Consider the following 24,180-nt stretch of genomic DNA (forward strand, 5'->3'; position numbering starts at 1 on the left):
TCTCGCGGGACATGTCAAAGGAAAGCGGCATGGCGCCGTCTTGCACGGCGCTCCTGCCACCCGTCCTCTTTTCTTTGTGATCACCATGGCCAAGTCTTCTGTCCACCCGCGTGCCGCTGCCAGGCTGCCGTTGTTTAACGCTTCTTCCGCAACCCATGCCTGGGCCTGCCGCAGCCTGGTGCTGGCGCTGGCCTGTGCCGGCATGGCCAGTAGCCATGCCCAGCAACCAGCAGCATCGCAGGCCGTGGGAGCCAGCCGCAGCTACCAGATCCCGGCCGGCGCACTCGAAGATGCGCTCAACCGCTTTGGGCGCGAATCGGGCCTGCTGCTGTCCTTCACGCAAGCGCAGGTCCAGGGCTTGCGCAGCGCGGGCCTGCAGGGCAGCTATGCGCCGGATGAGGCCCTGCAGCGCCTGCTGGCCGGCACCGGCCTGGCGCTGCAGCGCACGGCTGACGGGGCTTATATTTTGCAAGCCGCGCCGCGCCCGGCCGTGGCACCGGCCAGCGCCGGCCAGGCGGGTGACACCACCTTGCCAGCGGTCACCGTCACCTCGCAGCGCGGCCAGGCGCAGCAGGGCTATGCCAGCCCCGGCCCCGTGTCTGCCACCAAGCTGGGCACCAGCCTGATGGAGACGCCGCGCAGCATCTCGGTCGTGAGCCAGGCGCAGCTGCAGGCCCAGGCGCCCAAGAGCATTGAGCAGGCACTGTCCTATACACCCGGCGTGGCCACCGAGGTGACGGGCGCCGATGTGCGCATGACGGGCGCCATCATCCGGGGCTTCAGCGATGGCAGCTCGTACTACAAGGATGGGCTGCGGCAGTTTGCCGCCGGCACCTATGGCTCCTGGAACGATGAGATCGACGAGATCGAGAGCCTGGAGGTCATCAAGGGCCCCGCATCCATGCTGTTTGGCCAGGGCCGGCCCGGCGGCGTCATCCATGTGCTGTCCAAGCGGCCCCAGGCGGACCATGTCAACAGCGTGGGCGCCTCGTACGGGCGCTACCACCGCACCCAGCTCAGCGCCGACCTGGGCGGCGCGCTCGATACCGATGGCAAGCTGCTCTACCGCCTTAACCTCAAAGGGCGCGACAGCGATGGCCGCGCTATCGGATCGCGCGACGACCGCCTGGCCATTGCGCCATCGCTGCTGTGGAATATCTCCAACCAGACCCAGCTGACGGTGCTGGCCAATTACTCACGCGAGCGCAGCACGCCCAAGCCCTGGTGGCCCAGCCTGTTCAGCTATCCGCAGATCAAGCAGCTGTCGCCCAAGCTGACGGCAGGCGACCCGGCCTTTGACCGCTTTGACCGCGACACCCGCTCGCTGGGCTATGCGTTCTCGCACCAGACCGACAACGGCTGGACCTTCACGCAAAACCTGCGCTACTCCACGATCGACATCGACTACCGCCACATCTATGCGATGGATGTGCTGGCCGATGGCGACAGCATCACCCGCGCCAGCCTGGCACAGCGCACCAAGGGCAAGACCCTGGCGATGGACACCCGGGCGCAGAAGGACCTGCGCTGGGGCGATGTGGAGCACCGCATGGCCTGGGGCGTGGATATCACCCAGTACAAGGAGCGTGGCGGTCTGGGCTTTGGCTGGGATGTGCCCAACCTCAGCCTGAGCGCGCCCATCTATGGCCAGTCGATTGCGGTGCCTGAGCTCGAAGACAGCAACAGCGACCTGCGCCAGACCGGCATCTACACGCTCAACCAGTTCAAGCGCGGGCCCTGGATTGCCAACCTCAGCCTGCGCCATGATGCGGCCCGCACCACGCAAAACAGCAGTAGCCAGCCACGCATGCGCGACAACGCCACCAGCGGCAGCGTTGGCCTGCTCTACCAGATGGCCTATGGTCTGGCGCCGTATGCCAGCTACGCGACATCGTTCGATCCAACCACCGGCCTGGCCTTTGATGGCAGCGCCTTTGCGCCGCGCAAGGGCAAGCAGTACGAGGTCGGTATCAAGTACCAGCCGCCCGGCAGCAAGAGCGTGGTCACCGCCTCGGTGTTTGACCTGCGCCAGACCAATGTGACCACCCAGGACCCGGACCACCCGCGCTTTAGCGTGCAGACCGGCGAGGTGCGCTCGACCGGCTTCGAGCTGGAAGCGCAGATGGCCCTCACGCCTGAGGTGCAGGGCATGCTTGGCTACACCTACCTGGACCCGCGCACCACCCAAAGCAACCGTCCGGCAGAGATCGGCCGGCAAACCTTGCAGACCTCCCGCCACATGGCCAGCCTCTGGCTGGACTACCGCCCGCGCAGCCTGCCGGGCGTGATGGTGGGTGCTGGCCTGCGCTACAAGGGCCGCTCGCCCTATAACCTGGCCTCCAATGGCAGCCTGAACTACAACGATTCGGTGACCGTGGCCGATCTGGCGCTGGCCTATGAAACACCCCAGTACCGCGTGGCGCTCAACGTCAACAACCTCTTCAACAAGACCTACTACGCGGGCATCTTCCGCGGTGTGGACCGCGAGGCGACGCTGAGCTTCAAGTACTACTTCTAAGCCCTCGAAGGCAGAAAAGCGCGTTCCTGGGGCAGAGGACAGAAAATCAGTATGGCTATTGAGAATGATTCTCTTTACATGGCTTATGATCCAGCCCCATGGAATTGTCTGCCTCCTTCACCCGCGCGCTATTGACCGGCTTTGACCGGGCCTATGCCGATCTGGTGCGGGTGGCGACGCGCAGCACCGGCAGCCGCGACGAGGCGGGTGAGCTGGTGCATGAGGCCTGGCTCAAACTGGCCGAACATGCGCAGGCCAGTGGCCAGGCCGAGGCCGCTGGCGACCAGCCCGATGACACGACAGCCTACCTGGCGGTGATGACCCAGCATATGGCGCTGGATGCGCACCGCCGCCGCCAGCGCCATGGCCGCTATGTAGAAGGCGCCGTATTGCAGGAGCAGCTGGCGCCCAGCCATGCGCCGGATGTGGCCGATTCCGTCATGTACCGCCAGGCGCTGGCGGTGCTGGAGACGGCATTGGCCGGCCTGCCCGAGCGCAGCCGCGCCGCCTTTGTGGCCCACCGCATCCATGGCGACAAGCAGCCGCTGATTGCCGAGCGGCTGGGCGTATCGCTGAATACCATCGAACGCGATCTGATCCAGGCCAGTTCCTGTGTCGAAGACGCCTTGCAGCGCTGGCGCGGCAACCACCTGGGCAGCGCCCGGCGTGCCGGCCGGCGCCGCAGCCTGGCCGCGCTGCTGGGTGTTGCCGGTGTGGGCCTGGGCGGTCATTTGGGCTGGCAGCAGTGGCAGCTGTACCGCCAGCAGCATGTGCAGTGGCAGGCCAGCTGGAGCAGCCCACGCGGCCAGCAGGTGCGCCATGCGCTGCCCGATGGCTCCAGCCTGCTGCTCGATGCGCTCAGCCAGGCGCAGCTGCAGTATTTTGCGGCGCGCCGATCGGTGCAGCTGCTGCAGGGCGCCGCCTTTTTTGAGGTGGCGCGTGAGGAGAACCTGCCGTTCGAGGTGCAGGCGGCCGGCCTGCGCATCACCGTGCTGGGTACGCGCTTTGGCGTGGAGATCACGCCGATGGGCCGGGGGCCCAGCCGGGTCAGCGTGCAGGTCGAATCCGGCCGGGTGCGTGTGGAGCCGATGGCCGATGGCGATGCCTCCCCAACGGCGCAGGATGATGGCTTTGTACATACGCTGGAGGCCGGCCAAGCGCTGCAGTGGGCGGCGGGCGACCGCGGCCCCGAGCTGTCGCCCCTGGAGTCGGCCGCCTCCTGGCGCCATGGTGAGCTGGTGTTCAAGCATGCCACCCTGGGCCAGGCGCTGGAACGGTTGGCGCGCTATGCGCCGTATGCAATCGTGGCCACGCCCGATGCGGCGCGGCTGCCGCTCAGTGGCCGGGTGCGCATTGGCGAGGCCCAGGCCTGGATACAGGCACTGCCCCGGGCCTTGCCGGTGCAGGTGCAGCAGCAAAGCGATGGCAGCCTGCTGCTCAGCCGCCGCAGCCGGTCTTGAGGGAGCAGCGCACGCTATGGCACTGCACTATGCGGGCTGCGGCAGCCGCGATCGAATTATTTTTCAGGAACTTTCTGGCCCGGTCGTCCTTGTGGTGAGCGTTTGCTTTCACCCCCTCATCACAAGGACGATTTTCATGCCTTCATTGCTTTTCCGTGCCCGGCGCTCGCCGCTGGCCCATGCCGTGCTCTTGCTGGGCCTGGCGCTGCCGCTGCAGGGCGCGCTGGCACAAGCCAGCAGCCCCGCCCAGACCCTGCGCTTTGACATGGCGGCCCAGCCGCTGGCCGCTGCGCTGGACCAGTTTGCCCGCCAGGCGGGCCTGCAGCTGGTGTTTGCGCCCGAGCTGGCCGCCGGCCGCCAGGCCCCGGCCCTGCACGGCCAGTTGCCGCTGCGCGAGGCGCTGGACATGCTGCTCAAGAACAGCGGTCTGCATGGCCGCATGCAGGATGGCACCTTGACGGTAGAGACGGCGCCCACGCGCGAGAGCACCTTGGCCGAGGTGCGGGTGCAGGCCCGCCGCGCGGTGGATGGCACCACCGAGGACACGGGCTCCTACACCAGCCGGGTCACCAGCATCGCCTCCAAATCCGACCTGGCTTTCCGCGAGATTCCGCAGTCGGTATCGGTGGTCACGCGTGCGCAGCTCGATGACCGCCGCCTGACCGAGGTGCGCGATGCGCTGGCCGCCACGCCGGGCATCACGACGTCGCTGACCAATTTCGAGTCGACCAATTTCTTCTCGCGGGGCTTTCAGATCGACAGCATGCAGGTGGACGGCGGCGCGCCGCTGAACATTGCCAGCTATACCTACAGTGCCACCCAGAACATGGACTTCTATGACCGGGTCGAGGTGATGCGGGGGGCCTCCGGCCTGCTGGGCGGCGTGGGTGATCCGGGCGGCATCATCAATGTGGTGCGCAAAAAGCCTTTGGCCGAACCGCGCGTCACGGTGCAGCAGTCGCTGGGCAGCTGGAGCAACTACCGCAGCATGCTCGATGTGACCGGTCCGCTGGCGCTCGACGGCCGGGTGCGGGGCCGTGCGGTGCTGTCCTATATCGACAGCGACTCCTACATCGACATCAAGCACAAGCGCTCGCCCCAGTTCTACGCCATCATCGAGGCCGATCTGACGCCCGACACCTTGCTGACCGCCGGCATGAGCCGCGCCAATACCCGCACGCGCGGCGAGGGCGGGGGCGATGTGCCGCGCTACAGCGATGGCAGCGACATTGGCCTGCCGCGCCACACCAGCCTGACCCAGCCCTGGGCCACGGGCCGCACCCAGAAAAATGAGCTGTTTGCCGCGCTGGAACACCGGCTGAACCCGAACTGGCGCGCCAAGCTGAATGTGACGCGCAGCACCTCGGACTATGACGGCACCACCGCCTTTGGCTATGGCGCGCTGGACCGAGAAACTGGCACTGGCGTGACCTGGAACGGCGGCGGCCACTATCTGTACAAGAACACCCAGACGGTGGCCGATGCCAGCCTGTCGGGCAACTTCTCGCTGCTGGGCCGCACGCATGAGCTGGTGCTGGGTGTGGACCGCCAAAGCGTGGAGAGCTTCTGGAATGTGGGCTACTCCAGTGACCCCTCGGGCGTCGTACCCATTGATGTGTTCAACCCCGGTTATTGGCAGCCGGCGGCGGCTGGCCCGGTCTCGCGCCGCTACAACCCCTGGGGCCAAAAGCAGCTGGGCGGCTATGGCGTGCTGCGCCTGCACCCCACGGACCGGCTGCATGTCATCCTGGGTGGGCGCTACGCCAAGTACAAGTTCAACCAGGTGTATGAGGCTATGGATGCGGCCGGCAATTGGGAGCTGGCATCGGGCAGCCGCTTCAGCGAGCCTGGCAAGTTCAGCCCCTATGGCGGTGTGATCTATGACCTCAATGGCCAGTGGTCTGCCTACCTGAGCTATGCGTCCATCCTCAAGCCGCAGGCCTTGTCCAAGTCCGGCCCGCCGCCCGGCGATTCGCTGGCGCCTGTCAAGGGCAAAAGCTATGAGGCGGGCCTCAAGGGCGAGCTGATGGAGGGCAAGCTCAACGCGACCTTCAGCCTCTTCCATGTGGAGCGCAGCGGCACGGCCGTGCTTGACACGCGCTACCCCAACAACCACGAGGAATGGTCGGGCAACTGCTGCTACCTGCCACAGGGCCGGGTCACCAGCCGGGGCTTTGATGTGGAGGTGGGCGGCGAGCTGCGTCCGGGCTGGCAGGCGTCTGCGGGCTACACCTATGTTTCCACCCGCGATGAGACCGAGGGTGCGCCTTTCAGCAGCATCACGCCGCGCCATCTGCTCAAGCTGAGTACGGCGTATACCTTGCCGGGTGAGCTGTCTGCCTGGCGCGTGGGGACCAGCGCCCACATCCAGAGCAAGCACTATGTGAAAGACACCTTGTACGACGCGGACTGGAACCCGGTGCGCAACTACGACTTCAGCCAAGGCGGCTACGCCGTGTGGAATGCGATGCTGCAGTACCGGGTCGACCCGCGCTGGACCGTGACCTTGAACCTCAACAACCTGTTCGACAAGACCTACTACCAGTCGGTGGGTTATGCGAGCGGCAGCAACTACTACGGCAGCCCGCGCAGCGCGATGCTGACCTTGCGGGGGACCTTCTAAACAAAAAGCCGCTGGGCCACTGGCTTGAACCCGTACCGTTTGAGGGCCCACCCGCTGCCACAGGCGGGTGGATCCTCGACAGGTGCTTACAAACCAGCTGGCCCTTTTTCGCATCTCGTTTGTCATGTAAGAGGAGGGGCCTGAAAAGGCCCATTGGCGACTTAAAAAATTGTTTATCCCGCAACCACCACGATGCCCCTATCCATGAACCCCATTCCTAACGCCCCCAGCGCCCACCCGGGCCTGTCTGTCCTGAGCCGCTTGCTGGCCGCCGTGTTCGGCGGCTACCTGCTGGCGAGCGCCTTGGCCGTCTTTTTGGCGGCCGTGCTGCCCGCTGCCCGGGCCGAGGCCGTGCTGGCCGGCATGCAGTGGAGCTTTGCGCTGCATGCGCTGGCGGCGGTGTGGGCGTTCTCGCCGGTCTCGCCGGGCAAGGTCTGGCTAGGGATTGCGCTGCCCGCGCTGCTGCTGGCAGCGGGCGCTTTGGTGTTGGGGCGCTGACATGGGCAAGACCGTGATCGACAAGCGGCCGGGCAGCGGCGCAGGGCGGGGCGGGTTTCGCCAGGCGCAGGCCTGGCTGCACACCTGGTGCGGGCTGTGGTTCTCCTGGCTGCTGTATGCGGTGTTTTTGACCGGCACCCTGGCGGTGTTCCAGGAGGCCATTGGCCACTGGATGACGCCTGAGCACCATGCCGAAGAAGCGGCGCATGAGGCCGAGCAGGCGGCTGCCGAGGCCGCCGGCCAGGCCTCCAGCCGGGGCCAGCGCCTGGCCTGGGGCGCGGCCTTTATGGAAAAGCACCACCAGGGCGCCGAGATGTGGGAGATCTGGCCGACCGATGCCAAGGGCGGTGGCGACCTGAAGGTCTACTGGTTTGACCAGCAGCGCCAGTACGCCGATGCCGAGCTGGACACCCGCACCGGCCAGCCTTTGGACGAGCACCACCATGGCGCGATGCGGGCCACGATGGGTGGCGAGCATTTTGTGCATTTCCACTACGAGCTGCATGCCGGCCAGGCCGGGCTGTGGGTGGTCGGTGTTGCCGGCATGGCCATGCTGGTGGCGCTCATCAGTGGCGTGGTCACGCACAAGCGCATTTTTCAGGACTTCTTCACCTTCCGCAGCCGCAAGGGCCAGCGCAGCTGGCTGGATGCGCACAATGCCGTGGCGGTATTGACCCTGCCTTTCCAGCTGATGATAGCCTACACCGGCATTGCGATATCGGCCCTGACCTTTATGCCCGCTGGCATCTGGAGCCAGTACGGTACCGCGCCCGGCGCCGTCCAGACCTTTGCGGCCGAGCTGGGCGAGCCCGGCAAGCCGCCGCGCTCGGGCGAGGCCATGGCGGTGCCCGATCTGGAGAGCTTTGCCGCACGCGGCCAGGCGCTGATCGGCCAGCCTGTGCGCGCCGTGGTCGTGAACCACCCGGGGGATGCGGCTGCGCGCGTGGGCATCTATGGCTGGAACAGCGATGCCGACGCCGACAAGCGCCTGAGCCCCAATACCGGCATGGCCATGTTCTCGGCCGCCAGCGGCGAGCTGCTGCAGCTGCGCATGCCCGGCGAGGCCGAAGGCGGCGGCGCATCGCTCGCCCAGTCGGTGATGGGCGGGCTGCACATGGTCAAGTTTGGTGGCTGGGTGATGAAGTGGCTGTACTTTGTCTGCGGCCTGGCGGGCACTGCGATGATGGCCACCGGCGCCATCCTGTTTGTCGTCAAACGCCGCAGCAAGCACATGGGCGAGTTTGGCAGCGCCACGGCCGCCGTCTACCGCTTGATCGAGGGCCTGAATGTGGCGGCCATTGTCGGCCTGGGCGTCGCCTGTATTGGCTACCTCTGGGCCAACCGCCTGCTGCCGCTGGAGCTGCCTCAGCGCGCGCAGTGGGAGCTGGGTGTCTTCTTTGGCCTGTGGTTGGCCGCGTTGCTGCATAGCCTGCTGCGCGCCCCGGCCAAGGCCTGGCTGGAGCAGATGGCGCTGCTCGCTGCGCTGTGCCTGCTGCTGCCGGTGCTGAATGCGGTGACCGTGGGCGACCACTGGCCCGCGCAGCTGATGCGCGGCGATTGGGAAAGCGCCGGCGTGGAGCTGGGCGCCTGGGCCTTTGGCCTGGCCGCCGTCTGGGCCTGCCGCGTGCTGTGGCGGCGCCGCGCGCTGGTGGCGGGCAAGGCGGCATCTTCAACCGCCAACAAGGTACAGGTGGGCGCATGAACAGTTGGCAAGCATCCGCGTATGCATTGGCGCTGGCCTTTGCCGGCATGACGGCCCTGGCCTTTGCGATGGGACGCCACCATGAGCAGTTGACGGGCGAGCGAGAAATACCACGGCGGCGCAGCCAGCTGCTGCGCCTGCTGGGCAGCTTGCTGCTGGCGGCCGCCGTGCTGCCCAGCGTGGGCGGCTGGGGTGCCACCGTGGGCGTGGTCGCCTGGCTGGGTTGGATATCGGCCGGCGCCTTGGTTGCCGTGCTGTGGATTGCGGCTGCGCCGCGCTGGGCGGCGCGTGCAGCGGCTGCGCTGGCGCCGCTGGCCTTGTTGGGTTTGATGTGGCGGTGGGCCTGATGGCTTGCTGATGAATGAGAGTCGCTAGCACGGCCCAGCAAACCGAAGGTTTGCGGTTGAGACTAGGCGCCAAGCCGCAGGCAGTACAGACGTACGACAAGGTTTGGTAACGACGTATCAAGGGTTGTGTTAGTGACTCTAAGTGAGGGAGCTATGGTGGGGGAAGAAATGATGGGTGTGCAGAAGCAATGGCTGGGCGTGGCTGAGGGAGACATCTCATGAAGGTCTCGCGTGTGGGAGTGGCAGCAGTCGCTGCTGCGGCGGTGGTGGCAGCGGCGCTGCTGTGGTGGTCGGGCCGCCCGGCGATGGCCTACCAGAGCGAGCCGGTGGCGCGCCAGGATATCGAGGCCACGGTGACGGCGATTGGCACCTTGCAGCCGCGCAGCTATGTGGATGTGGGTGCCCAGGTATCGGGCCAGATCCTGAAGCTGCGCGTGCAGCCCGGTGCCGAGGTGGCCAAGGGCGATCTGCTGGTGGAGATTGACCCCAGCGTGCAGCGTGCGACGGTGGATGCGGGCCGTGCATCCCTGGCGGGGCTGCGCGCCCAACTGGCCGAGCAACAGGCCCAGCACCGGCTGGCGGGCCAGCAGCTGCAGCGCCAGCAGCAGCTGAGCGCGCACGAGGCCACGCGCGAGGAAGACCTGCAGACCGCCCAGGCCAACCTGGCGATGGCCGTGGCGCGCATGGATCACCTCAAGGCCCAGATCAGCCAGACCCAGGCATCGCTCAAGGCCGACGAGGCGCGCCTGGGCTACACCCGCATCTATGCACCGATGGCGGGCACCGTGGTGTCGGTCGAGGCGCGCGAAGGCCAGACGCTGAACGCGACCTACCAGACGCCCAATATCCTGCGCATTGCCGATCTGTCGGCGATGACGGTCTGGACCGAGGTGTCCGAGGCCGATGTGCGCCGTGTCAAAGAGGGCATGCCGGTCTACTTCACCACCTTGGGGGGCGCTGGCCAGACCAAGCCCCGGCGCTGGAAGGGCGAGGTGCGCCAGGTGCTGCCCGCGCCCGCCGCCAGCCAGGCCCAGCCGGCCGGCAATGCGCAAACGCCGGCACCCGCCACCAAGGCCGTGGCCTATACCGTGCTGTTTGATGTGGGCAATGAGGACGCCGAGCTGATGCCGCAGATGACGGCGCAAGTGGTGTTTGTCAGCGCCAGTGCCAGCCAGGCGCTGGCCGTGGCGCTGACGGCGGTGGAAGAAGACAAGGCCCGCGAAGGCACCCATGTAGCCCGGGTGCTGGATGCCGATGGCCAGCCCCAGACGCGCAGCGTGGAGCTGGGCATACGCAGCCGCCACCAGGTGGAGGTGCTCGAGGGCCTGGCCGAAGGTGAGAAGGTCGTCATCGGCGAGACCGCGCTGGAGCGGGGCCCCAGGTGGCTGCAATGGTGAGCGAGGCGGTTGACCCCCAGCAGCCACTGATCGCACTGCGCGGCATTCGCAAACACTATGGCGACCCTGCCAGCGGCCAGCCGCTGGTGACCGTGCTGCATGGTATCGATCTGGAGATCGACGCGGGCGAGTTTGTCGCCATCGTAGGCAGCTCGGGCTCGGGCAAGTCCACGTTGATGAACATCCTCGGCTGCCTGGACCGGCCCAGCGGCGGCAGTTACCACTTCCAGGGCCAGGATGTGGCGCAGTTCGACTCGGACGCGCTGGCCTGGCTGCGGCGCGAGGCCTTTGGCTTTGTCTTCCAGGGCTACCACCTGATTGCCAGCGAAAGCGCCAGTGAGAACGTGGAGATGCCGGCGATTTACTCCGGCCTGCCCAAGGGGGAGCGGGTGCAGCGCGCGCAGGCGCTGCTGCAGCGCCTGGGCCTGGGCGAGCGCCTGGGCAACCGGCCCAACCAGCTCTCGGGCGGGCAGCAGCAGCGCGTGTCGATTGCGCGCGCGCTGATGAATGGCGGCCATATCATCCTGGCCGACGAGCCCACCGGCGCGCTTGATTCGCACAGCGGCGCCGAGGTGATGGCACTGCTGCGCGAGCTGGCCGCTGCTGGCCACACCATCATCCTGATCACACACGACCGCGATGTGGCGGCGCAGGCGCAAAGAGTCATCGAGATCAGCGATGGGCGTATCGTGGGTGACAGTGCCAGCCAGCCCGAAGCAGCGTCGGCCGCCGCAAGTGCAACTGCAAGTGCGCGCACAGGCGAGGGCACCCGCATGCAGCTGGCGCCGGTGCCCCAGGGCGGCAGTGCCTCGGCCGCGCCGCTGGTCGCCGAGCTGCTGGAGGCTGCGCGCTCGGCCTGGAGGGGCATGAGCATGAACCGCGTGCGCACCAGCCTGACCTTGCTGGGCATTGTGATCGGCGTGGTCTCGGTGATCGTGATGCTGGCCATTGGCGAAGGTGCTCGGCGCAAGGTGGTCGAGCAGATGGGCACCATGGGCACGGCGATTCTCTACATGGGCAGCAAGCCGCCAGCGACCGGTGGGCCGGCCGGCCAGATAACAGAGGAAGACCTGGCCGCCTTGCGCGAGCTGCCCGAGATACGGCGCGTGATGCCGGTGATTGGCGACCCGGTCACCGTGCGCTATGGCAATGCGGACAAGCAGGTCTATGTGTTTGCTGCCAGCCAAGAGATGCCGCTGGTGCACCACTGGAAGCCCAAGCTGGGCCGCTACTACACGGACACCGAGGACCGCGATCTGGCGCCCCTGGTGGTGCTGGGCCACAAGGCGCACAAGCACTTCTTCCCCGACACGCCCAACCCACTGGGGCGGCAGCTGATCATCGGCACCTCGGCCTTCGAGGTGATTGGCGTGATGAGCGAGCGCGGGGCGGATTCGGGGGCGCAGGACTATGACGACATGGTCTTTATCCCCTACCAATCGGGCCGGGCGCGCGTCTACCAGGCGCAGACCCAGCCGGACTATGTGGTGGTCGAGGCCATGTCCTCCGAGGTGGTCAACGAGGCCGAGGCGGCCATCCACCGCGTGCTGCTGGCGCGGCACGGCGGCCGCGAGGACTTTGGCATCGGCAATGCGGCCGCGCGCATCCAGGCCGAGGCGGCCACGCGCCAGAGCATGGCGGTGATGCTGGGGCTGATTGCAGCGGTGTCGCTGGTGGTGGGCGGCATTGGCGTGATGAATGTGATGCTGATGACGGTGCGCGAGCGCACGCGGGAGATCGGTATCCGTATGGCAGTGGGTGCGCGCCAGAGCGATATCCTGCGCCAGTTCTTGACCGAGGCCAGCCTGGTGACCCTGTCCGGTGGCACCGTGGGCCTGGTGGTGGGCGCCTTGGTAGGCGCCGTGCTGGTGCTGGCCGGTGTGCCGGTGGTGTTTTCCATCCGGGCCATGGCCGGTGCCTTTGCCTGCGCGGTGGTCACCGGTCTGGTGTTTGGTTATATGCCGGCCAAGACGGCCGCGCGCCTGGACCCGGTACGGGCCCTGGCAGGAGAGTGAGTATGCAGATCTTCCCAATCGCCAGCGCGCTGGCAGCGGCCCTGGTGCTGGCCGGCTGTGTGTCGGCGCCCACGCAGGTGCATCAGGTGCAGCAGTCGCAGTTGCAAGCCCTGGATGTGCCGGCCCAATGGCAGCGCGGTGACGCTGCCCAAGGCGATGCCGTCAGCCAGGGCTGGTGGCGCAGCTTTGGCAGCGCGGAGCTCGATGCGCTGGTGGCCGATGCCCAGCAGCACAGCCTGGATGTGGCCGCCGCCATGGCCAGGGTGCAGCAGGCGCAAGCCAGCGCCCGCTATGCCGGGGCCGAGCTGTTGCCCACGGTGAATGCTTCGGCGCAGGCCGGGCACCAGGGCCGGTTGGGGGGCCACGCCGAGACGACGGGCCGCAACCTGTCTGTCGGCCTGGCCGCCAGCTATGAGCTCGACCTCTGGGGCCGCCTGCAGTCGCAGCGCGATGCGGCAGGCGCTGCGCTGCGCGCCAGCAGTTTTGACCACGACACGGTGCGGCTGTCGGTTACCGCCGCAGTCGCAGATGCCTGGCTGCTGAATGTGGGCCTGCGTGAGCGCGGCGAGATTGCCCAGCGCAATCTGCAAACCGCCGAGCGCCTGCTGGCGCTGGTCGAATCCAAGGCCAGTTTTGGCGCGGCCACATTGCTGGAACTGGCGCAGCAGCGCGGCCTGGTGGCGGCGCAGCGCCGGGCGCTGGCGGCGCTGGACCAGCAGCAGGCCGATGCCCAGCGCAGCCTGGCCTTGCTGCTAGGCCAGGCGCAAGGCCCTGTCGTCAGCCAAAGCAGTGTGCTGGCCTTGCAGGTGCCCCGCATCGACCAGGGCGAGCCCATCGAGCTGGTTACCCGCCGGCCCGACATTGCCCGCGCCGAGGCCCGCTTGCAGGCGGCCGATGCCAACCTGGAGGCCGCACGCGCCGCCATGCTGCCCCGCCTGACCTTGACCGCCGAGCTGGGCGCGCAAGGCCGGCAGCTGCACCGCGTGCTGGACAACCCGCTGTACTCGCTGGCCGCTGGCCTGGCAGCGCCCATTTTTGATGCCGGCCGCCTGGCCGCCAACCGCGACCTGGTGATCGCCCAGCGCGAGGAGCTGCTGCTGGCCTACCGCCAGAGCATCGTCCAGGCCTTCAGCGATGTGCAGACCGCCCTGAACGCCGTGGCCGGTGTGCAGCAGCAGGCGCTGGCGCAGGAGGAAGAACTGCGCCAGGCCCGCAAGGCGCTGGCGCTGGCCGAGGCCCGCTACCGCGCTGGCGCCGAGACCCAGCTGGTACTGCTCGACACGCAGCGCTCGCTGTACCAGGCGCAGGACCTGGCGGTGCAGCTGCACCAGGAGCGCCTGCGCGCCAGCGTGGCCTTGTACAAGGCGCTGGGCGGGGGCTGGGGCCAGGTGCAGGGCGAGCCCAGCAAAGGCTAGCGCTTTAACGCGTCTGGCCAGCCAACGCGCCCAAGGTGTTGGCCAGGGTCGCGCGGGCACGCTGGCCGTTGGCGCTGCCCACGCGGCTGTCCAGCAGCTCCACCGCCTGCTGCAGCTGGGCGGCGCTCAGCCCGGCATTCAGGCTGATGCGCATATGCGATTGCAGCTGCGCCTCGGCTCCCGGCAGCGCCGACAGCATGCCGACGGTGGCCAGCTCGCGGCTGTGCCAGTCGAGGTTGTCGCGCTCAAAGATGGCGCCAAACAGGTGCGACTGCAGGTACTCGCCAATCGCAGGCGCAAAGTCAAACAAGGGCCCTTGCACGGGCGCGCCCGCCAACTGGGTCTGGTTGGCGCGGCCGGCAGCGCGCAGCGCATCGCCTTGCGCAATGGCGCTGCTGGGTGGGCAGCCGGGTGCATCGACCATGCCGCTTTTTTCGCGCTGCTGCAGCAGCTGCATAAAGGCGCTCAGCGCATTGAGGCTGCGCGGAAAGCCGGCATAGGCGTACAGCTGTACGAGGACTTCGCGAATATCGCTGATAGTCAGGCCGGCCTCCAGCCCGGCCTGCAGGCTGGGCGTCAGCCGCTCCATGTCGCCTGCGGCCGCAAATGCTGCGATCGGCAGGATGGCCTGCTGCTGGGCACTCAGCACCTGCGACGGTGCTTGGGCTTTGCCGTTGGCCGTGCAGGCCTGTGCGCTCGCGGCTGCCGGGCGGGTGGCCGTGCTTTGTGCCGCAGAGTCACCCGCCATTACCACTAGCCCGGTGGCGCACAGCAGCTGCTGCAGGTATTTAGCGGGGGTTGTATTGCGCATCGCTGGCGAGCTCCTTCCAGTCGGCGTTCTTGCCGTTCTTGAGATAGGTCACCGCCATATGGCGCATGCCGGTGGTGGCGGCAGCCCCATGCCAGTGGCGCACATCGGCATCGATCCAGACGACATCACCGGCCTGGATGTTCTGCCGGGGCTGGCCGTCCTGCTGTATCCAGCCTTTTCCATCGGTGACCACCAGCAGCTGCCCCACAGGGTGGGTGTGCCAAGCGGTGCGTGCGCCCGGTGCAAAGTCCACCATGCCCACGCTGCCATGCTGCGCGCTGTCGCCCGCGGCCTTGATGTCAACGGCCACATGGCCGCTGAAGTTCTGCGCCGCGCCGATCATCGTGGCCGGTGTGCCAGCCGGGCTGATATGGATGCCCTGGGCCTGCGCGATGCTGCTGCTGATCAGCATGGAGGCGCCTGCTGCGATCAGGTGTTTGCTCATGCGGCCTCCTGTGGGGCCCAGTGCTGGCTTCTGTCAGGGATTCGGGTGGGCACAGACGTGCCTGGGGTGTGGGCTGTATAGCCGTTTATCTGCATATCAACTCCAGGGAAGGGCCGCTGGCGCGGCCGGGTGATCCATGGCTTGCATGCTAGAGATGGAACGGCTTTTGATTGAGCCCTTTGGGGCGCATGCCGCCATGAGCGGGGCTCATGAATGGGGGCTCTACGAGGGTGGATTGTGATCAAGCGCAGTTATCTGCTGAGCCGCAATGCGTTGATCATCAGCTACCAAGACCTACGCAAGCGGCAACAAGATCCATCGTTTGGTGTAAGGTGCAGCGGTTCTACTACTTTGAGCGATTGCATGAACGGACCGCTGATAGATACCGTGATTTTTGACCTCGGCAATGTGCTGATCCAATGGGACCCGAGACATTTGTACCGAAAGATTTTTGGCCTGGACGTTGCAGGTATGGAAGCGTTCTTGGCAGAAGTGTGCAGTCCTGATTGGAACGAACGTCAGGACCAAGGCAGGCCATGGAGTGAAGCCATTGCAGAAGCTATTGAAAGGCATCCGTCCCAGGAGGCGAACATTCGTGCCTTCTACGATCGATGGGAGGAAATGATGCCTGGTGCGAACAACGATGTGGTGGACATTTTGAGGGAGCTTGGGCAGCGCCATCTGCGCTTGCTGGCACTGACCAACTGGTCTACCGAAACCTTTCCTATCGCGCAAGCGCGGTTTGACTTTCTCAACTGGTTCGAGGGCATCGTTGTCTCGGGTCTCGAGGGACTGGTAAAGCCTCAAGCCGAGATTTTTGAGCTCACCATCCAACGATTCGGTTTGAGCCCCAGATCCACCCTCTTCATTGATGACAGCCTGCGTAATGTGGAAGCGGCCAGGCGTGTGGGGCTCAATGCCATCCACTTTGTGGGAGTCGATGATCTACGTGCTCGGCTCAGAGAGGCTGGGCTGGATCTTTCTTAAGCGTCTGCCACACGACGATTGTTGGTGAGGCTATTGGTGGCACCGCTGCCTGAAACAACGCTCTAGCCAAACCCAAGAAAGCCCGCTGATACCCTCAGCGGGCCTCGCAACGACCACCGCCATCCTGCCCATCAGATGGCAAAAAACTCCCGCATCTCCTCCAGCAACTGTGCCGGCTGCTCTTCGGCAATGTAGTGGCCGCAGTCGAGCGCTTTGCCGCTGACGTCAGTGGCGGCCTCGCGCCACAGGTCCAGCACCGGAAAGCAGCGCCCCACGGCGCCTTCCTCGCCCCATAGCACACGCAGCGGGGTCAGCACCTTGTGCCCCTTGTCCCTATCGGCGCGATCGTGCTCCAGGTCGATGCCGGCGGATGCGCGGTAGTCCTCGCAGATGGCGGTGGCGGTGCCCGGGATGGCAATGCAGCGCAGGTACTCTTGCAGCGCCTCGGGCGCGAAGGCGGCCAGGCCGGCATGGCGGCGTCCCATGACATCGCGAATATAGGCGGCGGGGTCGGCGTCAATCAGCCGCTCTGGCAGCGGTGCGGGCTGGATCAGAAAGAACCAGTGCCAGTAGGCCTTGGCGAAGGCTTCCGTGGTTTGCTCGTACATGGCCAAGGTTGGCGCAATATCGAGCAGCATGGCGCGCGTCACCCGGCCCGGGTGGTCCAGCAGCAGCCGGTGGGCCACGCGGGCGCCCCGGTCATGGGCGGCAAGGCGGAACTGCGCAAAGCCCAGGCTGGTCATCAGATCGGCCATGTCCTGGGCCATCGTGCGCTTGCTGTAGGCGGCATTGTGCGGGCTGGCCCCGGGGCGGGCCGAGTCGCCATAACCGCGCAGGTCGGCGCAGACGACGCTGAATGTTTCGGCCAGCGCCGGGGCCACGCGGTGCCACATCACATGGCTCTGCGGGTGGCCGTGCAGCAGCAGCAGCGCGGGGCCGCTGCCCCCGACGCGGCAACGAATCACGGTGCCGTTGACGGCTATATCGCGGGTGTCAAAACGCTGGAACATCAGGCTTTTCCTCTAAGGCTGGCCGGTGGCTGTGCGCGTGGCGTCGCGCCCAATTGTTGGCGGGTGCGCAGGGCCACATCTTGGAGCCAAGGATAGGCCGCCCAGTGGCGTTGCGCAAAATGTGTGATCTCTGTCTGGTACGTCAGTGACATGCCGATCAGGTCTCTGCGCTCGAGCTGCATGCGGTGGTGGCGCTCCGACAGGCTAAAACGCGCGTCCACGCTCGGGCTTTTGACCTGGAGCGTCTGCAGGTCGATATGGACCTGTGAGGTCTCCAGGCTGCCTGCATCGGCCATGAGTTGGGCGATGTCTGCCTCAGGCAGCATGACCAGCAGCAGCTGGTTGTTCATCGCATTGGAGTAGAAGATTTCTCCGAAGCTGGGCGCGATGATGGCCTGGATGCCGTACTGCTGCAGCCCCCAGACGGCATGCTCTCGGCTGGAGCCGCAGCCAAAATTGGCGCCAGCCACCAGGATCTCGACATCGGCGCGCTCGGGCTGGTTCAGCACAAAGTCCGGGCGCTGGTGGCCTGCGGCATCAAAGCGCAGGTCGTACAGCAGGCCCTTGTCCAGCCCGGCCTTGTCGATGCCGTGCAGAAACTGCTTGGGCATGATCTGGTCGGTGTCCAGGTTCTCGATGGCCAAGGCCGCCATCTTGCCGCTCAGGATATGTTGCTCACGCATGGCGGGTCTCCAGACGGCGAACGTCGGTAATGGTGCCGGTGATGGCGGCGGCGGCTGCCATGGCAGGGCTCATCAGGTGGGTGATGGCGCCGCGTCCCTGGCGCCCTTCGAAGTTGCGGTTGGTGGTGGAGGCGCAGCGCACCCCGTCAGCCAGGATGTCGCCGTTCATCGCCAGGCACATGGAGCAGCCCGGCTCGCGCCATTCAAAGCCAGCCTCCAGTAGCAGGCTGGCAATGCCTTCTGCTTCTGCCTGCTGCTTGACCGCGCCGGAGCCCGGCACCACCATGGCACGGACCCCTTGGGCCACCTGGCGCCCGCGCACCACCTCGGCCACGGCCCGCAGGTCTTCCATGCGGGCGTTGGTGCAGGAGCCGATAAACACATGCTGGATGGCGATGCCTTCGAGCGGGGTGCCTGCGGCGAGCCCGGTGTAGCGCAGTGCCTGCTCGGTACTGCGGCGCACGGGCCCGGCGGCCTGTGTCTCGGGGTCGGGAACCGCGCCACCAATGGGCGCGACCTGGTCCGGGCTGGTGCCCCAGGTCACATGCGGGGGCACGTCGCTGGCGTCAAAACGGTGCTCCACATCGAACACCGCGCCTGCATCGCTGCGCAGGCTGGCCCAGTGCTGCAGGGCGGCCTGCCGGAGGGGGCCGTTCAGGTCTGCGGAGCGCGCCAGCACGTAGTCTGCGGCCTTTTGGTCGGGCGCAATCAGGGCGCCACGGGCACCTGCCTCGACGGCCATGTTGCACACGGTAAAGCGGGCTTCGATCGACATGGCGTCAAATGCCGTGCCGCAGAACTCGATCACATGGCCCCGGGCACCCTGGGCGCCGATATGGCCGATGACCATCAGGATCAGGTCCTTGGCGCTGGTGCCCAGCGGCAGCACGCCATCGACCTGGATGCGCATGTCCTTGGCGAGCCGGTACACCAAGGTCTGCGTGGCCAGAACATGCTCGACTTCCGAGGTACCGATGCCAAAGCCCAGTGCGCCCAGCGCACCGTAGGTGGTCGTGTGCGAATCGCCGCAAATGACCACCATCCCCGGCCGCACCATGCCGTGCTCAGGCGCCACCACATGCTCGATGCCTTGCAGCGCATCCTGGGTGTCGAACAAGGGGATGCCGTGCTGGTCGCAGTTCTTGCGCAGCTTGCTGGCCTGGAGGGCTGGCGCGGCATCGCGGATGACCCGGATGGCGCCCGGGTCCGTCGGAATCACGTGGCTGACCACCGCCATGTTCTGGCCCGGCATCAGCACACTGCGACCTTGCGCGTCCAGGCCGGCAAAGGCCTGGGGGCTGGTGTACTCGTTCATCAAGTGCAGGTCGCAGAACAGCAAGACGTTCTGCGCGTCGAGCTGGGCGACGGTATGGGTGTCGACCAGCTTGCGGTAAAGGGTGCGGTGCATGGGGGGTGCTCTGTGTACGCGATGGCTCCGAGTCTCACAGCTGAGGCGAAAATATACAATGCGCGGCAGAGCACGACTTTCGGTCGCTGGAGTTACGAATGGATGGATTTTCTGACATCGCCTTTTTTGCACTGCTCAGCAAAGAGGGCAGCATGCGCAGCGCGGCCCAGCAGCTGGGTGTCACGGGCCCCGCCGTCAGCAAGCGCCTTGCAGCGCTCGAAGCCCGGCTGGGCGCCAGGCTGATGCAAAGAACCACCCGCCGCATGAGCCTGACGCCTGAGGGCGAGCGCTACCTGGTCGAAGGTGCGCGTCTGCTCTCCGAGCTTGGTTCGCTGGAGCGCGCCATTGGCGGAGCCGCCGCCGTGCCGCAGGGCCTGTTGCGGGTCAATGCCACCTTTGGCTTTGGGCGCCGGCATATTGCGCCAGCGCTGGGAACATTCGCACAGCGCTTTCCAGAGGTGGAGCTGCAGCTGCAGCTGAGCGACCGGCCAGCCGACCTGCTGGAGGACCGTTTTGACCTGGTGGTCCGGATGGGCGATATGCCGGATTCCCGCTGGACGGCCCGGGTGCTGGCACGCAACCGCCGTGTGCTCTGTGCCTCGCCGCGCTATCTGCAGGAGAGGGGCGCGCCATTGTCGCCCCAGGAGCTGACGCGCCATGCCTGCCTTTTTATCCGCGAGGGCGACGAGGCGTTTGGCACCTGGCATCTGCGCAATGGCGCGCAGACAGAAACCGTGAAGGTGCGGGGGCCGCTGAGTGCCAACGATGGGGAATCGGCTACGGCCTGGGCGATGGCGGGGCATGGCATCTTGATGCGCTCGGAGTGGGAGGTCGGCCCACTGCTGCGTGCGGGTCAGCTCCTGCCGGTGTTGCCGCAATGGCGGCTGCCACCGGCCGATATCTATTTGCAGTTCCATGGCGGAGCCCATCTGCCCGCCAAGACCAAGGCCTTGGTGGACCACCTGGTCGAAGTGTTTGCGCCGCAGCGCCCGCCGGGGAGGGCGGATGCCAGCTGGTGATGGGCGATGGAAAGCGGGCCGTGGACCCGCAGGGAGCTTGCCCGGGATGGAGCAAGCGCTGCGCGTGCCACAGCCCTGAACCAAGACTACTGCGCCAGTACCCGGAAGGTCAGCGTGTAGTTGTAGCCATAGGTCGGCGCGGCAGCGCCTTCGGGAGCCGGGGCACGGTGGCGCACCAGGGCCATGTAGATGCCTGGCTTGCTCGGGGTCCAGCTGATGTCGCCTTGCGCATCGGTGCTGAGCTCATCCACGCTGTTCTGGCCCTGCAGATCCATCGCTGAGCGGTAGATGCTGACCTTCTGGTCTGCCAGTGGCTTGCCATCAAAGTGCACCGCAAAGTTGAACTTCTCTGTGGCGAACACGTCGCTGGGGTGCGTGCTGGGCACGATCTCCAGCCCCTTGCCGTAAGGCTTGATGGGGGTGGGCGCACCGGCGGTGACGTAGGCCTCGGAAACCGACAGCGACTGGTAGTGCAGCTTCATCACGCCACCTTCGGGCATGACGGCCTTGGGGTCGCGCACGACGGTGGTTTTGCCATTCACTTCCCAGCTGCGAAAGATCGCACCCAGGCGCGGGCCGCTGGAGAGGCGGTAGGTACCTTTCTCGTCGGGCAGTTTTTGCTCCGCCACTGTGCGGGTCTTGAACTGGTGCACCTCGCCAAAGGGCAGCGTGGTGCCCGAGGGCGTGGTGATGCTGAATGGCGTGTCGCCAAATTGGACTTCGGACAGGAACAGTTTTTCTGCAAAGCCCGCATCCACACTGAGGGTGGATTTGGGCTGCACATCAAACACGCTGGGCAGCAGAAACGGCATGTGGGCCTGGGCGGCGTTCAGGCTGAACGTCGCGGCAAGCGCAGCAAACAGATGGCGCGCTTGCATGGCTTACTGGCCTGCCATGTCGGCTGCGTTGACCACGCCGTCGCCGTTGCGGTCGGCGTTCTTGAAGGTCTTGTTGGCGATATCGATTTCCTCTTCGATGCTCAGCTTGCCATCCTTGTTGGTGTCGAGGATGTGGAAGCGCACATGGGCCTGCTTGATGCTGCCTTCGTACTGCTGGTCGGGCTTCTTGCCTGCGGCGGCGTACTGGGCCTTGAGGCGGCCTTCAAACTCGGCCACGTATTCGTCCTCGCTCAGCCAGCCATCCTTGTTGGTGTCGGCGGCGACGAAGCGCTCCTTGCGCAGCGTGTCGTATTCGTCCCGGGTGACAACGCCGTCGCGGTTGGCGTCATAGCCGCCCATGAAGGCATTGTGGCCGTGGCCGCCCACGGGCGCGGCCGGGCCCTTGGCCTCGGTCTTGGCGGCAGCGGCGGGCGCTGCGGTCTTGCTGTCGTTGCCGTTGTTGCTGGCGCAGGCGCTGAGCAGCGCGGCGGCTGCAACGGCGGTCATGGCGGCGGAAAAGCGGTTCATGCTGGGGTCCTTTCGTGGTGGGAGAAAAGCTTAGAAATTGACGTTCAACGACACGGCGTAGGTGCGGCCCGGGTTGGTCAGCAGCTGGATGTCACGCTGGTCCTTGGCAACGGAGGGCTGCAGGCTGCGGCTGCTGGCGTAATCCCAGTAGCGCTTGTCCGTCAGGTTGTAGATGCCGACGTTGAGGCGGGCGTTCTTGTTGATCTGCCAGTAGCCCGACAGATCGAACAGCGCATAGCCGGGCACGCGGAACTGCTCGATGCTGGAGTCGGCAATGTCGGTGCCGGCGTTGGTATAGCTCTCGCGGTTGGTGGCCTGGGCCTGCTTGCCGGCGACAAAGGTGCCGGTCATGTTGACGCCCCAGGCGCGCATGGGCGCGTCATAGCCCACGCCGATGACGGCCTTGCGCGGCTGGACGGTATCCAGCGGCACATCCTTGTCACCCGCGTAGTTGGATTTGGAGGTGCCATGGGCCAGGCCCAGCGCCCAGGTCGAGTACAGGCCCTTGACGGCGGGTGCCCACTGACCATGGTCCAGGCGGGCGCTCATCTCCAGGCCGTAGATCGTCGCCTCGTCGCGGTTCTCGGCCTGGTAGATGGTGCCGATGTGGGCCGGCACATTGCTGAACTTGTCCGGCGCGCTGGCGCGGGTGTAGCGGGTGTAGCCGATGAAGTCCTTGTAGCGCGTGTAGAAGGTCGATGCATTGAACAGCACGCCGTCGGCGGGCGATCCCTTGACGCCGATCTCAAAGGCGTTGCTGGTCTCTTGCTTGAGGTTGCTGTTGCCGATCAGTGCGTACTGGGCGGAGCCCGCGTAGTTCTGGTCCATGTTCCAGGAGCCGAACACTTCGCCAGCGGTCGGTGCACGGCCACTGCGCTTGTACTGGCCGTAGGCCATGAACTTGGGCGTGAGCTCATAGGTCAGGCCCAGGCTCGGGCTCCAGATGGTGCTGCTGAGGTTGCTGTACAGCTTGGAGGCCGCGTCTTCGGTCAAAGCGCCTTCGGCAAAATCGCCCAGGTGCTTGGGTTCGACCTTGACCCGGTCCACGCGCAGCGCCGGGATCACGCCCAGGCGCTTGCCGCCCACATCAAAACCAATGTCATCCTGGATGAAGGCGCCCAGGCGCGTGGTGTCGGTATCGGGCTGTGGCTTCATGTAGCCGGCCACGTTCCAGGGGCGCTCCTGGCTCTGCGTCTGTGCGTTGAAGCCAAAGCTGATGCGGTGGCGGTCAATGCGCTTGTCGCCGGTGGTCGAGAGGCCCCAGGCCTTGGTCTTGTTTTGCGACAGGTTGCGCGTGGTGGCGCCGCTCGCCAAGGTGGTGGTGTCGGTCACGTCTTCGGTATCGGTGTTCTGGAAGAACAGGCGCGTGTCTAGCTGATCGACAAAGGCGCTGCTGGGTGTCCACAGGTGCGACAGCTGCAGCGTGTTGCGGCTGGTGTCACTGTCCTGCATATTGTTTTGCGTGATGGCGCTGTTGTCGGTGCTCCAGCCATAGAACTGGCTCTGGTTGCTGCGACGGTACAGGTCGGCAGACAGCTCCAGGCGGTTCTCGGCATCGATCTGCAGGCCGCCCTTCATCAGCAGTGCGTTGGAATGCCAGTCTTCCGGCGATGCCTTGATGCCCAGGGCGCTGTTGTTCTGCGTCTCCTTGCCATCACGGCGCGAGAAGGCGATCAGGCCATCGAGGCTGCCCGACTTGCCCGCTGCGGTGATGCTTTCGTTCCAGGAATGGTCGGCCGAGTCAAAGCCGAGCTTGCCGCCGAAATAGCTGGTGTTGCCATTGCGCAAGAAGTCACTGGCCGACTTGGTCTTGAAGCTGACGGCGCCGCCAATGCCGCCCGCTGCGCGCCGGGCCGTGGTGGTGCCCGACTGGATGCCGACCGAGGAGAACATCTCGGGGTCGATAAAGTCGCGGCCAATGCCAAAGGTGTTGTTGCCGGCGCGGCTGACGTAGGGGCGGGTGCTGGCATCGGGCATTTCAATGCCGTCCACATCCATGCCGATGCGGTTGCCTTCGATACCGCGAATGTTGTAGCCCGTGGTGCCCGAGCGGTCAAAGCTGCTGCGGTTGCGGCTGGTGCCCGATGCGGTGCCGGGGGCCGACACCAGGGGCTGGTAGCGCGAGATGTCCGCCATGCTGTTGGCTTTTTCCAGCTCCTCGCCGGAGATCACGGTCACCGTGCCGGGGGCCTTCTCGGCCTTGCCCAGCACCGTGACTTGCGGCATGGTCGATTCTGCTTGCGCCAGTTGCGCCAGTTGCATTGGCTGATCCGGCGCAGCCTGCTGCGCCAGGGCGCCGGCAGACACCAGCGCGGCGACAGCGGCGGCCAGGTAACGGGGTTGGAGAGTGGAAGTGGCGCGCGCAGAGATACGCTGCGCCTGGGAAGAGGTGCGAGAAGCCATAGGGTCCAGCCAGTTAAAGCAAGGGGGAAGAAA

At 66.1% G+C, this 24,180-nt stretch carries 19 protein-coding genes; 11 read left to right on the forward strand and 8 right to left on the reverse strand.

Annotation, left to right across the window (positions count from 1 at the left end):
- Positions 1-202 precede the first annotated feature (202 nt).
- The 9 genes from WH303_RS20065 (at position 203) to WH303_RS20105 (ending at position 13,975) form a co-directional block, all read left to right on the forward strand.
- Entirely contained in the window at positions 203-2,518 is a 2,316-nt protein-coding gene (locus WH303_RS20065; protein WP_339520696.1) for a TonB-dependent siderophore receptor, read from the forward strand.
- Between the two features lie 98 nt (positions 2,519-2,616).
- The gene (locus tag WH303_RS20070; protein WP_339520644.1) at positions 2,617-3,978 is read left to right on the forward strand and encodes a sigma-70 family RNA polymerase sigma factor; all 1,362 of its coding nucleotides are present in this window, start codon (positions 2,617-2,619) and stop codon (positions 3,976-3,978) included.
- Between the two features lie 136 nt (positions 3,979-4,114).
- Complete coding sequence (locus WH303_RS20075; protein WP_339520646.1) at positions 4,115-6,601, forward strand: TonB-dependent siderophore receptor; 2,487 nt, start codon at positions 4,115-4,117, stop codon at positions 6,599-6,601.
- Between the two features lie 204 nt (positions 6,602-6,805).
- Entirely contained in the window at positions 6,806-7,099 is a 294-nt protein-coding gene (locus WH303_RS20080; RefSeq protein ID WP_339520648.1) for a DUF3649 domain-containing protein, read from the forward strand.
- Between the two features lies 1 nt (position 7,100).
- The gene (locus tag WH303_RS20085) at positions 7,101-8,801 is read left to right on the forward strand and encodes a PepSY-associated TM helix domain-containing protein (RefSeq protein ID WP_339520650.1); all 1,701 of its coding nucleotides are present in this window, start codon (positions 7,101-7,103) and stop codon (positions 8,799-8,801) included.
- Positions 8,798-9,148 (forward strand): DUF3325 domain-containing protein, encoded by a 351-nt coding sequence (locus WH303_RS20090; protein ID WP_339520652.1) that lies wholly within the window; start codon positions 8,798-8,800, stop codon positions 9,146-9,148. Before WH303_RS20085 ends, WH303_RS20090 begins: the two co-directional genes overlap by 4 nt.
- Before the next feature lie 218 nt (positions 9,149-9,366).
- On the forward strand, positions 9,367-10,545 hold the full coding sequence (locus WH303_RS20095) for an efflux RND transporter periplasmic adaptor subunit (protein WP_339520654.1): 1,179 nt from the start codon (positions 9,367-9,369) through the stop codon (positions 10,543-10,545).
- Positions 10,539-12,560 carry an ABC transporter permease gene (locus WH303_RS20100; RefSeq protein WP_339520698.1) on the forward strand — a complete coding sequence of 674 codons (2,022 nt, stop codon included), beginning with the start codon at positions 10,539-10,541 and terminating at the stop codon, positions 12,558-12,560. Before WH303_RS20095 ends, WH303_RS20100 begins: the two co-directional genes overlap by 7 nt.
- A 2-nt stretch (positions 12,561-12,562) precedes the next feature.
- On the forward strand, positions 12,563-13,975 hold the full coding sequence (locus WH303_RS20105) for an efflux transporter outer membrane subunit (RefSeq protein ID WP_339520656.1): 1,413 nt from the start codon (positions 12,563-12,565) through the stop codon (positions 13,973-13,975).
- 4 nt (positions 13,976-13,979) lie between these two features.
- Here WH303_RS20105 and WH303_RS20110 read toward each other — a convergent pair whose 3' ends face one another.
- Together WH303_RS20110 and WH303_RS20115 are read right to left on the reverse strand one after the other, a co-directional pair.
- The gene (locus tag WH303_RS20110) at positions 13,980-14,786 is read right to left on the reverse strand and encodes a carboxymuconolactone decarboxylase family protein (protein ID WP_339520658.1); all 807 of its coding nucleotides are present in this window, start codon (positions 14,784-14,786) and stop codon (positions 13,980-13,982) included.
- A complete protein-coding gene (locus WH303_RS20115) occupies positions 14,764-15,231 on the reverse strand; it encodes a (R)-mandelonitrile lyase (protein WP_339520660.1) in 468 nt (155 codons plus the stop codon). The genes WH303_RS20110 and WH303_RS20115 overlap by 23 nt, the downstream gene beginning before the upstream one ends.
- Positions 15,232-15,468: 237 nt before the next feature.
- Here WH303_RS20115 and WH303_RS20120 point away from each other — a divergent pair, with 237 nt between their 5' ends.
- A complete protein-coding gene (locus WH303_RS20120) occupies positions 15,469-16,218 on the forward strand; it encodes an HAD family hydrolase (protein ID WP_339520661.1) in 750 nt (249 codons plus the stop codon).
- A 131-nt stretch (positions 16,219-16,349) separates the two neighbouring features.
- Here the strand turns inward: WH303_RS20120 and WH303_RS20125 are convergent, their stop codons facing one another.
- Genes WH303_RS20125 through leuC form a run of 3 tightly spaced genes read right to left on the reverse strand, consistent with a single transcriptional unit; the run spans position 16,350 to position 19,319 of the window.
- On the reverse strand, positions 16,350-17,228 hold the full coding sequence (locus WH303_RS20125; RefSeq protein ID WP_339520662.1) for an alpha/beta fold hydrolase: 879 nt from the start codon (positions 17,226-17,228) through the stop codon (positions 16,350-16,352).
- Positions 17,228-17,911 carry a 3-isopropylmalate dehydratase small subunit gene (gene leuD / locus WH303_RS20130; RefSeq protein WP_339520663.1) on the reverse strand — a complete coding sequence of 228 codons (684 nt, stop codon included), beginning with the start codon at positions 17,909-17,911 and terminating at the stop codon, positions 17,228-17,230. The genes WH303_RS20125 and leuD overlap by 1 nt, the downstream gene beginning before the upstream one ends.
- On the reverse strand, positions 17,904-19,319 hold the full coding sequence (leuC, locus tag WH303_RS20135) for a 3-isopropylmalate dehydratase large subunit (RefSeq protein ID WP_339520664.1): 1,416 nt from the start codon (positions 19,317-19,319) through the stop codon (positions 17,904-17,906). The genes leuD and leuC overlap by 8 nt, the downstream gene beginning before the upstream one ends.
- A 98-nt stretch (positions 19,320-19,417) precedes the next feature.
- Between leuC and WH303_RS20140 the strand changes: the two genes are divergently transcribed.
- On the forward strand, positions 19,418-20,338 hold the full coding sequence (locus tag WH303_RS20140) for a LysR family transcriptional regulator (protein ID WP_339520666.1): 921 nt from the start codon (positions 19,418-19,420) through the stop codon (positions 20,336-20,338).
- An 86-nt stretch (positions 20,339-20,424) separates the two neighbouring features.
- Here the strand turns inward: WH303_RS20140 and WH303_RS20145 are convergent, their stop codons facing one another.
- The 3 genes from WH303_RS20145 to WH303_RS20155 are packed head-to-tail and all read right to left on the reverse strand — an operon-like array spanning position 20,425 to position 24,147.
- Positions 20,425-21,216: a DUF4198 domain-containing protein gene (locus WH303_RS20145; protein WP_339520668.1), complete on the reverse strand. Its 792-nt coding sequence runs from the start codon at positions 21,214-21,216 to the stop codon at positions 20,425-20,427.
- Between the two features lie 3 nt (positions 21,217-21,219).
- Entirely contained in the window at positions 21,220-21,744 is a 525-nt protein-coding gene (locus tag WH303_RS20150) for an EF-hand domain-containing protein (RefSeq protein WP_339520670.1), read from the reverse strand.
- Between the two features lie 30 nt (positions 21,745-21,774).
- Positions 21,775-24,147, reverse strand: coding sequence for a TonB-dependent hemoglobin/transferrin/lactoferrin family receptor (locus WH303_RS20155; RefSeq protein WP_339520672.1), 2,373 nt, complete (start codon positions 24,145-24,147; stop codon positions 21,775-21,777).
- Between the last annotated feature and the right edge of the window lie 33 nt (positions 24,148-24,180).

The sequence above is a fragment of the Comamonas sp. MYb69 genome, from assembly GCF_037479315.1.
GTDB lineage: Bacteria > Pseudomonadota > Gammaproteobacteria > Burkholderiales > Burkholderiaceae_C > Comamonas.

What these genes read in the sequence shown, in the direction of transcription:
- WH303_RS20065 (WP_339520696.1), top strand. Translation starts at nt 203, where the DNA reads ATGGCCAGTAGCCATGCCCAGCAACCAGCAGCATCGCAGGCCGTGGGA.
- WH303_RS20070 (WP_339520644.1), top strand. Translation starts at nt 2,617, where the DNA reads ATGGAATTGTCTGCCTCCTTCACCCGCGCGCTATTGACCGGCTTTGAC.
- WH303_RS20075 (WP_339520646.1), top strand. Translation starts at nt 4,115, where the DNA reads ATGCCTTCATTGCTTTTCCGTGCCCGGCGCTCGCCGCTGGCCCATGCC.
- WH303_RS20080 (WP_339520648.1), top strand. Translation starts at nt 6,806, where the DNA reads ATGAACCCCATTCCTAACGCCCCCAGCGCCCACCCGGGCCTGTCTGTC.
- WH303_RS20085 (WP_339520650.1), top strand. Translation starts at nt 7,101, where the DNA reads ATGGGCAAGACCGTGATCGACAAGCGGCCGGGCAGCGGCGCAGGGCGG.
- WH303_RS20090 (WP_339520652.1), top strand. Translation starts at nt 8,798, where the DNA reads ATGAACAGTTGGCAAGCATCCGCGTATGCATTGGCGCTGGCCTTTGCC.
- WH303_RS20095 (WP_339520654.1), top strand. Translation starts at nt 9,367, where the DNA reads ATGAAGGTCTCGCGTGTGGGAGTGGCAGCAGTCGCTGCTGCGGCGGTG.
- WH303_RS20100 (WP_339520698.1), top strand. Translation starts at nt 10,539, where the DNA reads ATGGTGAGCGAGGCGGTTGACCCCCAGCAGCCACTGATCGCACTGCGC.
- WH303_RS20105 (WP_339520656.1), top strand. Translation starts at nt 12,563, where the DNA reads ATGCAGATCTTCCCAATCGCCAGCGCGCTGGCAGCGGCCCTGGTGCTG.
- WH303_RS20110 (WP_339520658.1), bottom strand. Translation starts at nt 14,786, where the DNA reads ATGCGCAATACAACCCCCGCTAAATACCTGCAGCAGCTGCTGTGCGCC.
- WH303_RS20115 (WP_339520660.1), bottom strand. Translation starts at nt 15,231, where the DNA reads ATGAGCAAACACCTGATCGCAGCAGGCGCCTCCATGCTGATCAGCAGC.
- WH303_RS20125 (WP_339520662.1), bottom strand. Translation starts at nt 17,228, where the DNA reads ATGTTCCAGCGTTTTGACACCCGCGATATAGCCGTCAACGGCACCGTG.
- leuD (WP_339520663.1), bottom strand. Translation starts at nt 17,911, where the DNA reads ATGCGTGAGCAACATATCCTGAGCGGCAAGATGGCGGCCTTGGCCATC.
- leuC (WP_339520664.1), bottom strand. Translation starts at nt 19,319, where the DNA reads ATGCACCGCACCCTTTACCGCAAGCTGGTCGACACCCATACCGTCGCC.
- WH303_RS20140 (WP_339520666.1), top strand. Translation starts at nt 19,418, where the DNA reads ATGGATGGATTTTCTGACATCGCCTTTTTTGCACTGCTCAGCAAAGAG.
- WH303_RS20145 (WP_339520668.1), bottom strand. Translation starts at nt 21,216, where the DNA reads ATGCAAGCGCGCCATCTGTTTGCTGCGCTTGCCGCGACGTTCAGCCTG.
- WH303_RS20150 (WP_339520670.1), bottom strand. Translation starts at nt 21,744, where the DNA reads ATGAACCGCTTTTCCGCCGCCATGACCGCCGTTGCAGCCGCCGCGCTG.
- WH303_RS20155 (WP_339520672.1), bottom strand. Translation starts at nt 24,147, where the DNA reads ATGGCTTCTCGCACCTCTTCCCAGGCGCAGCGTATCTCTGCGCGCGCC.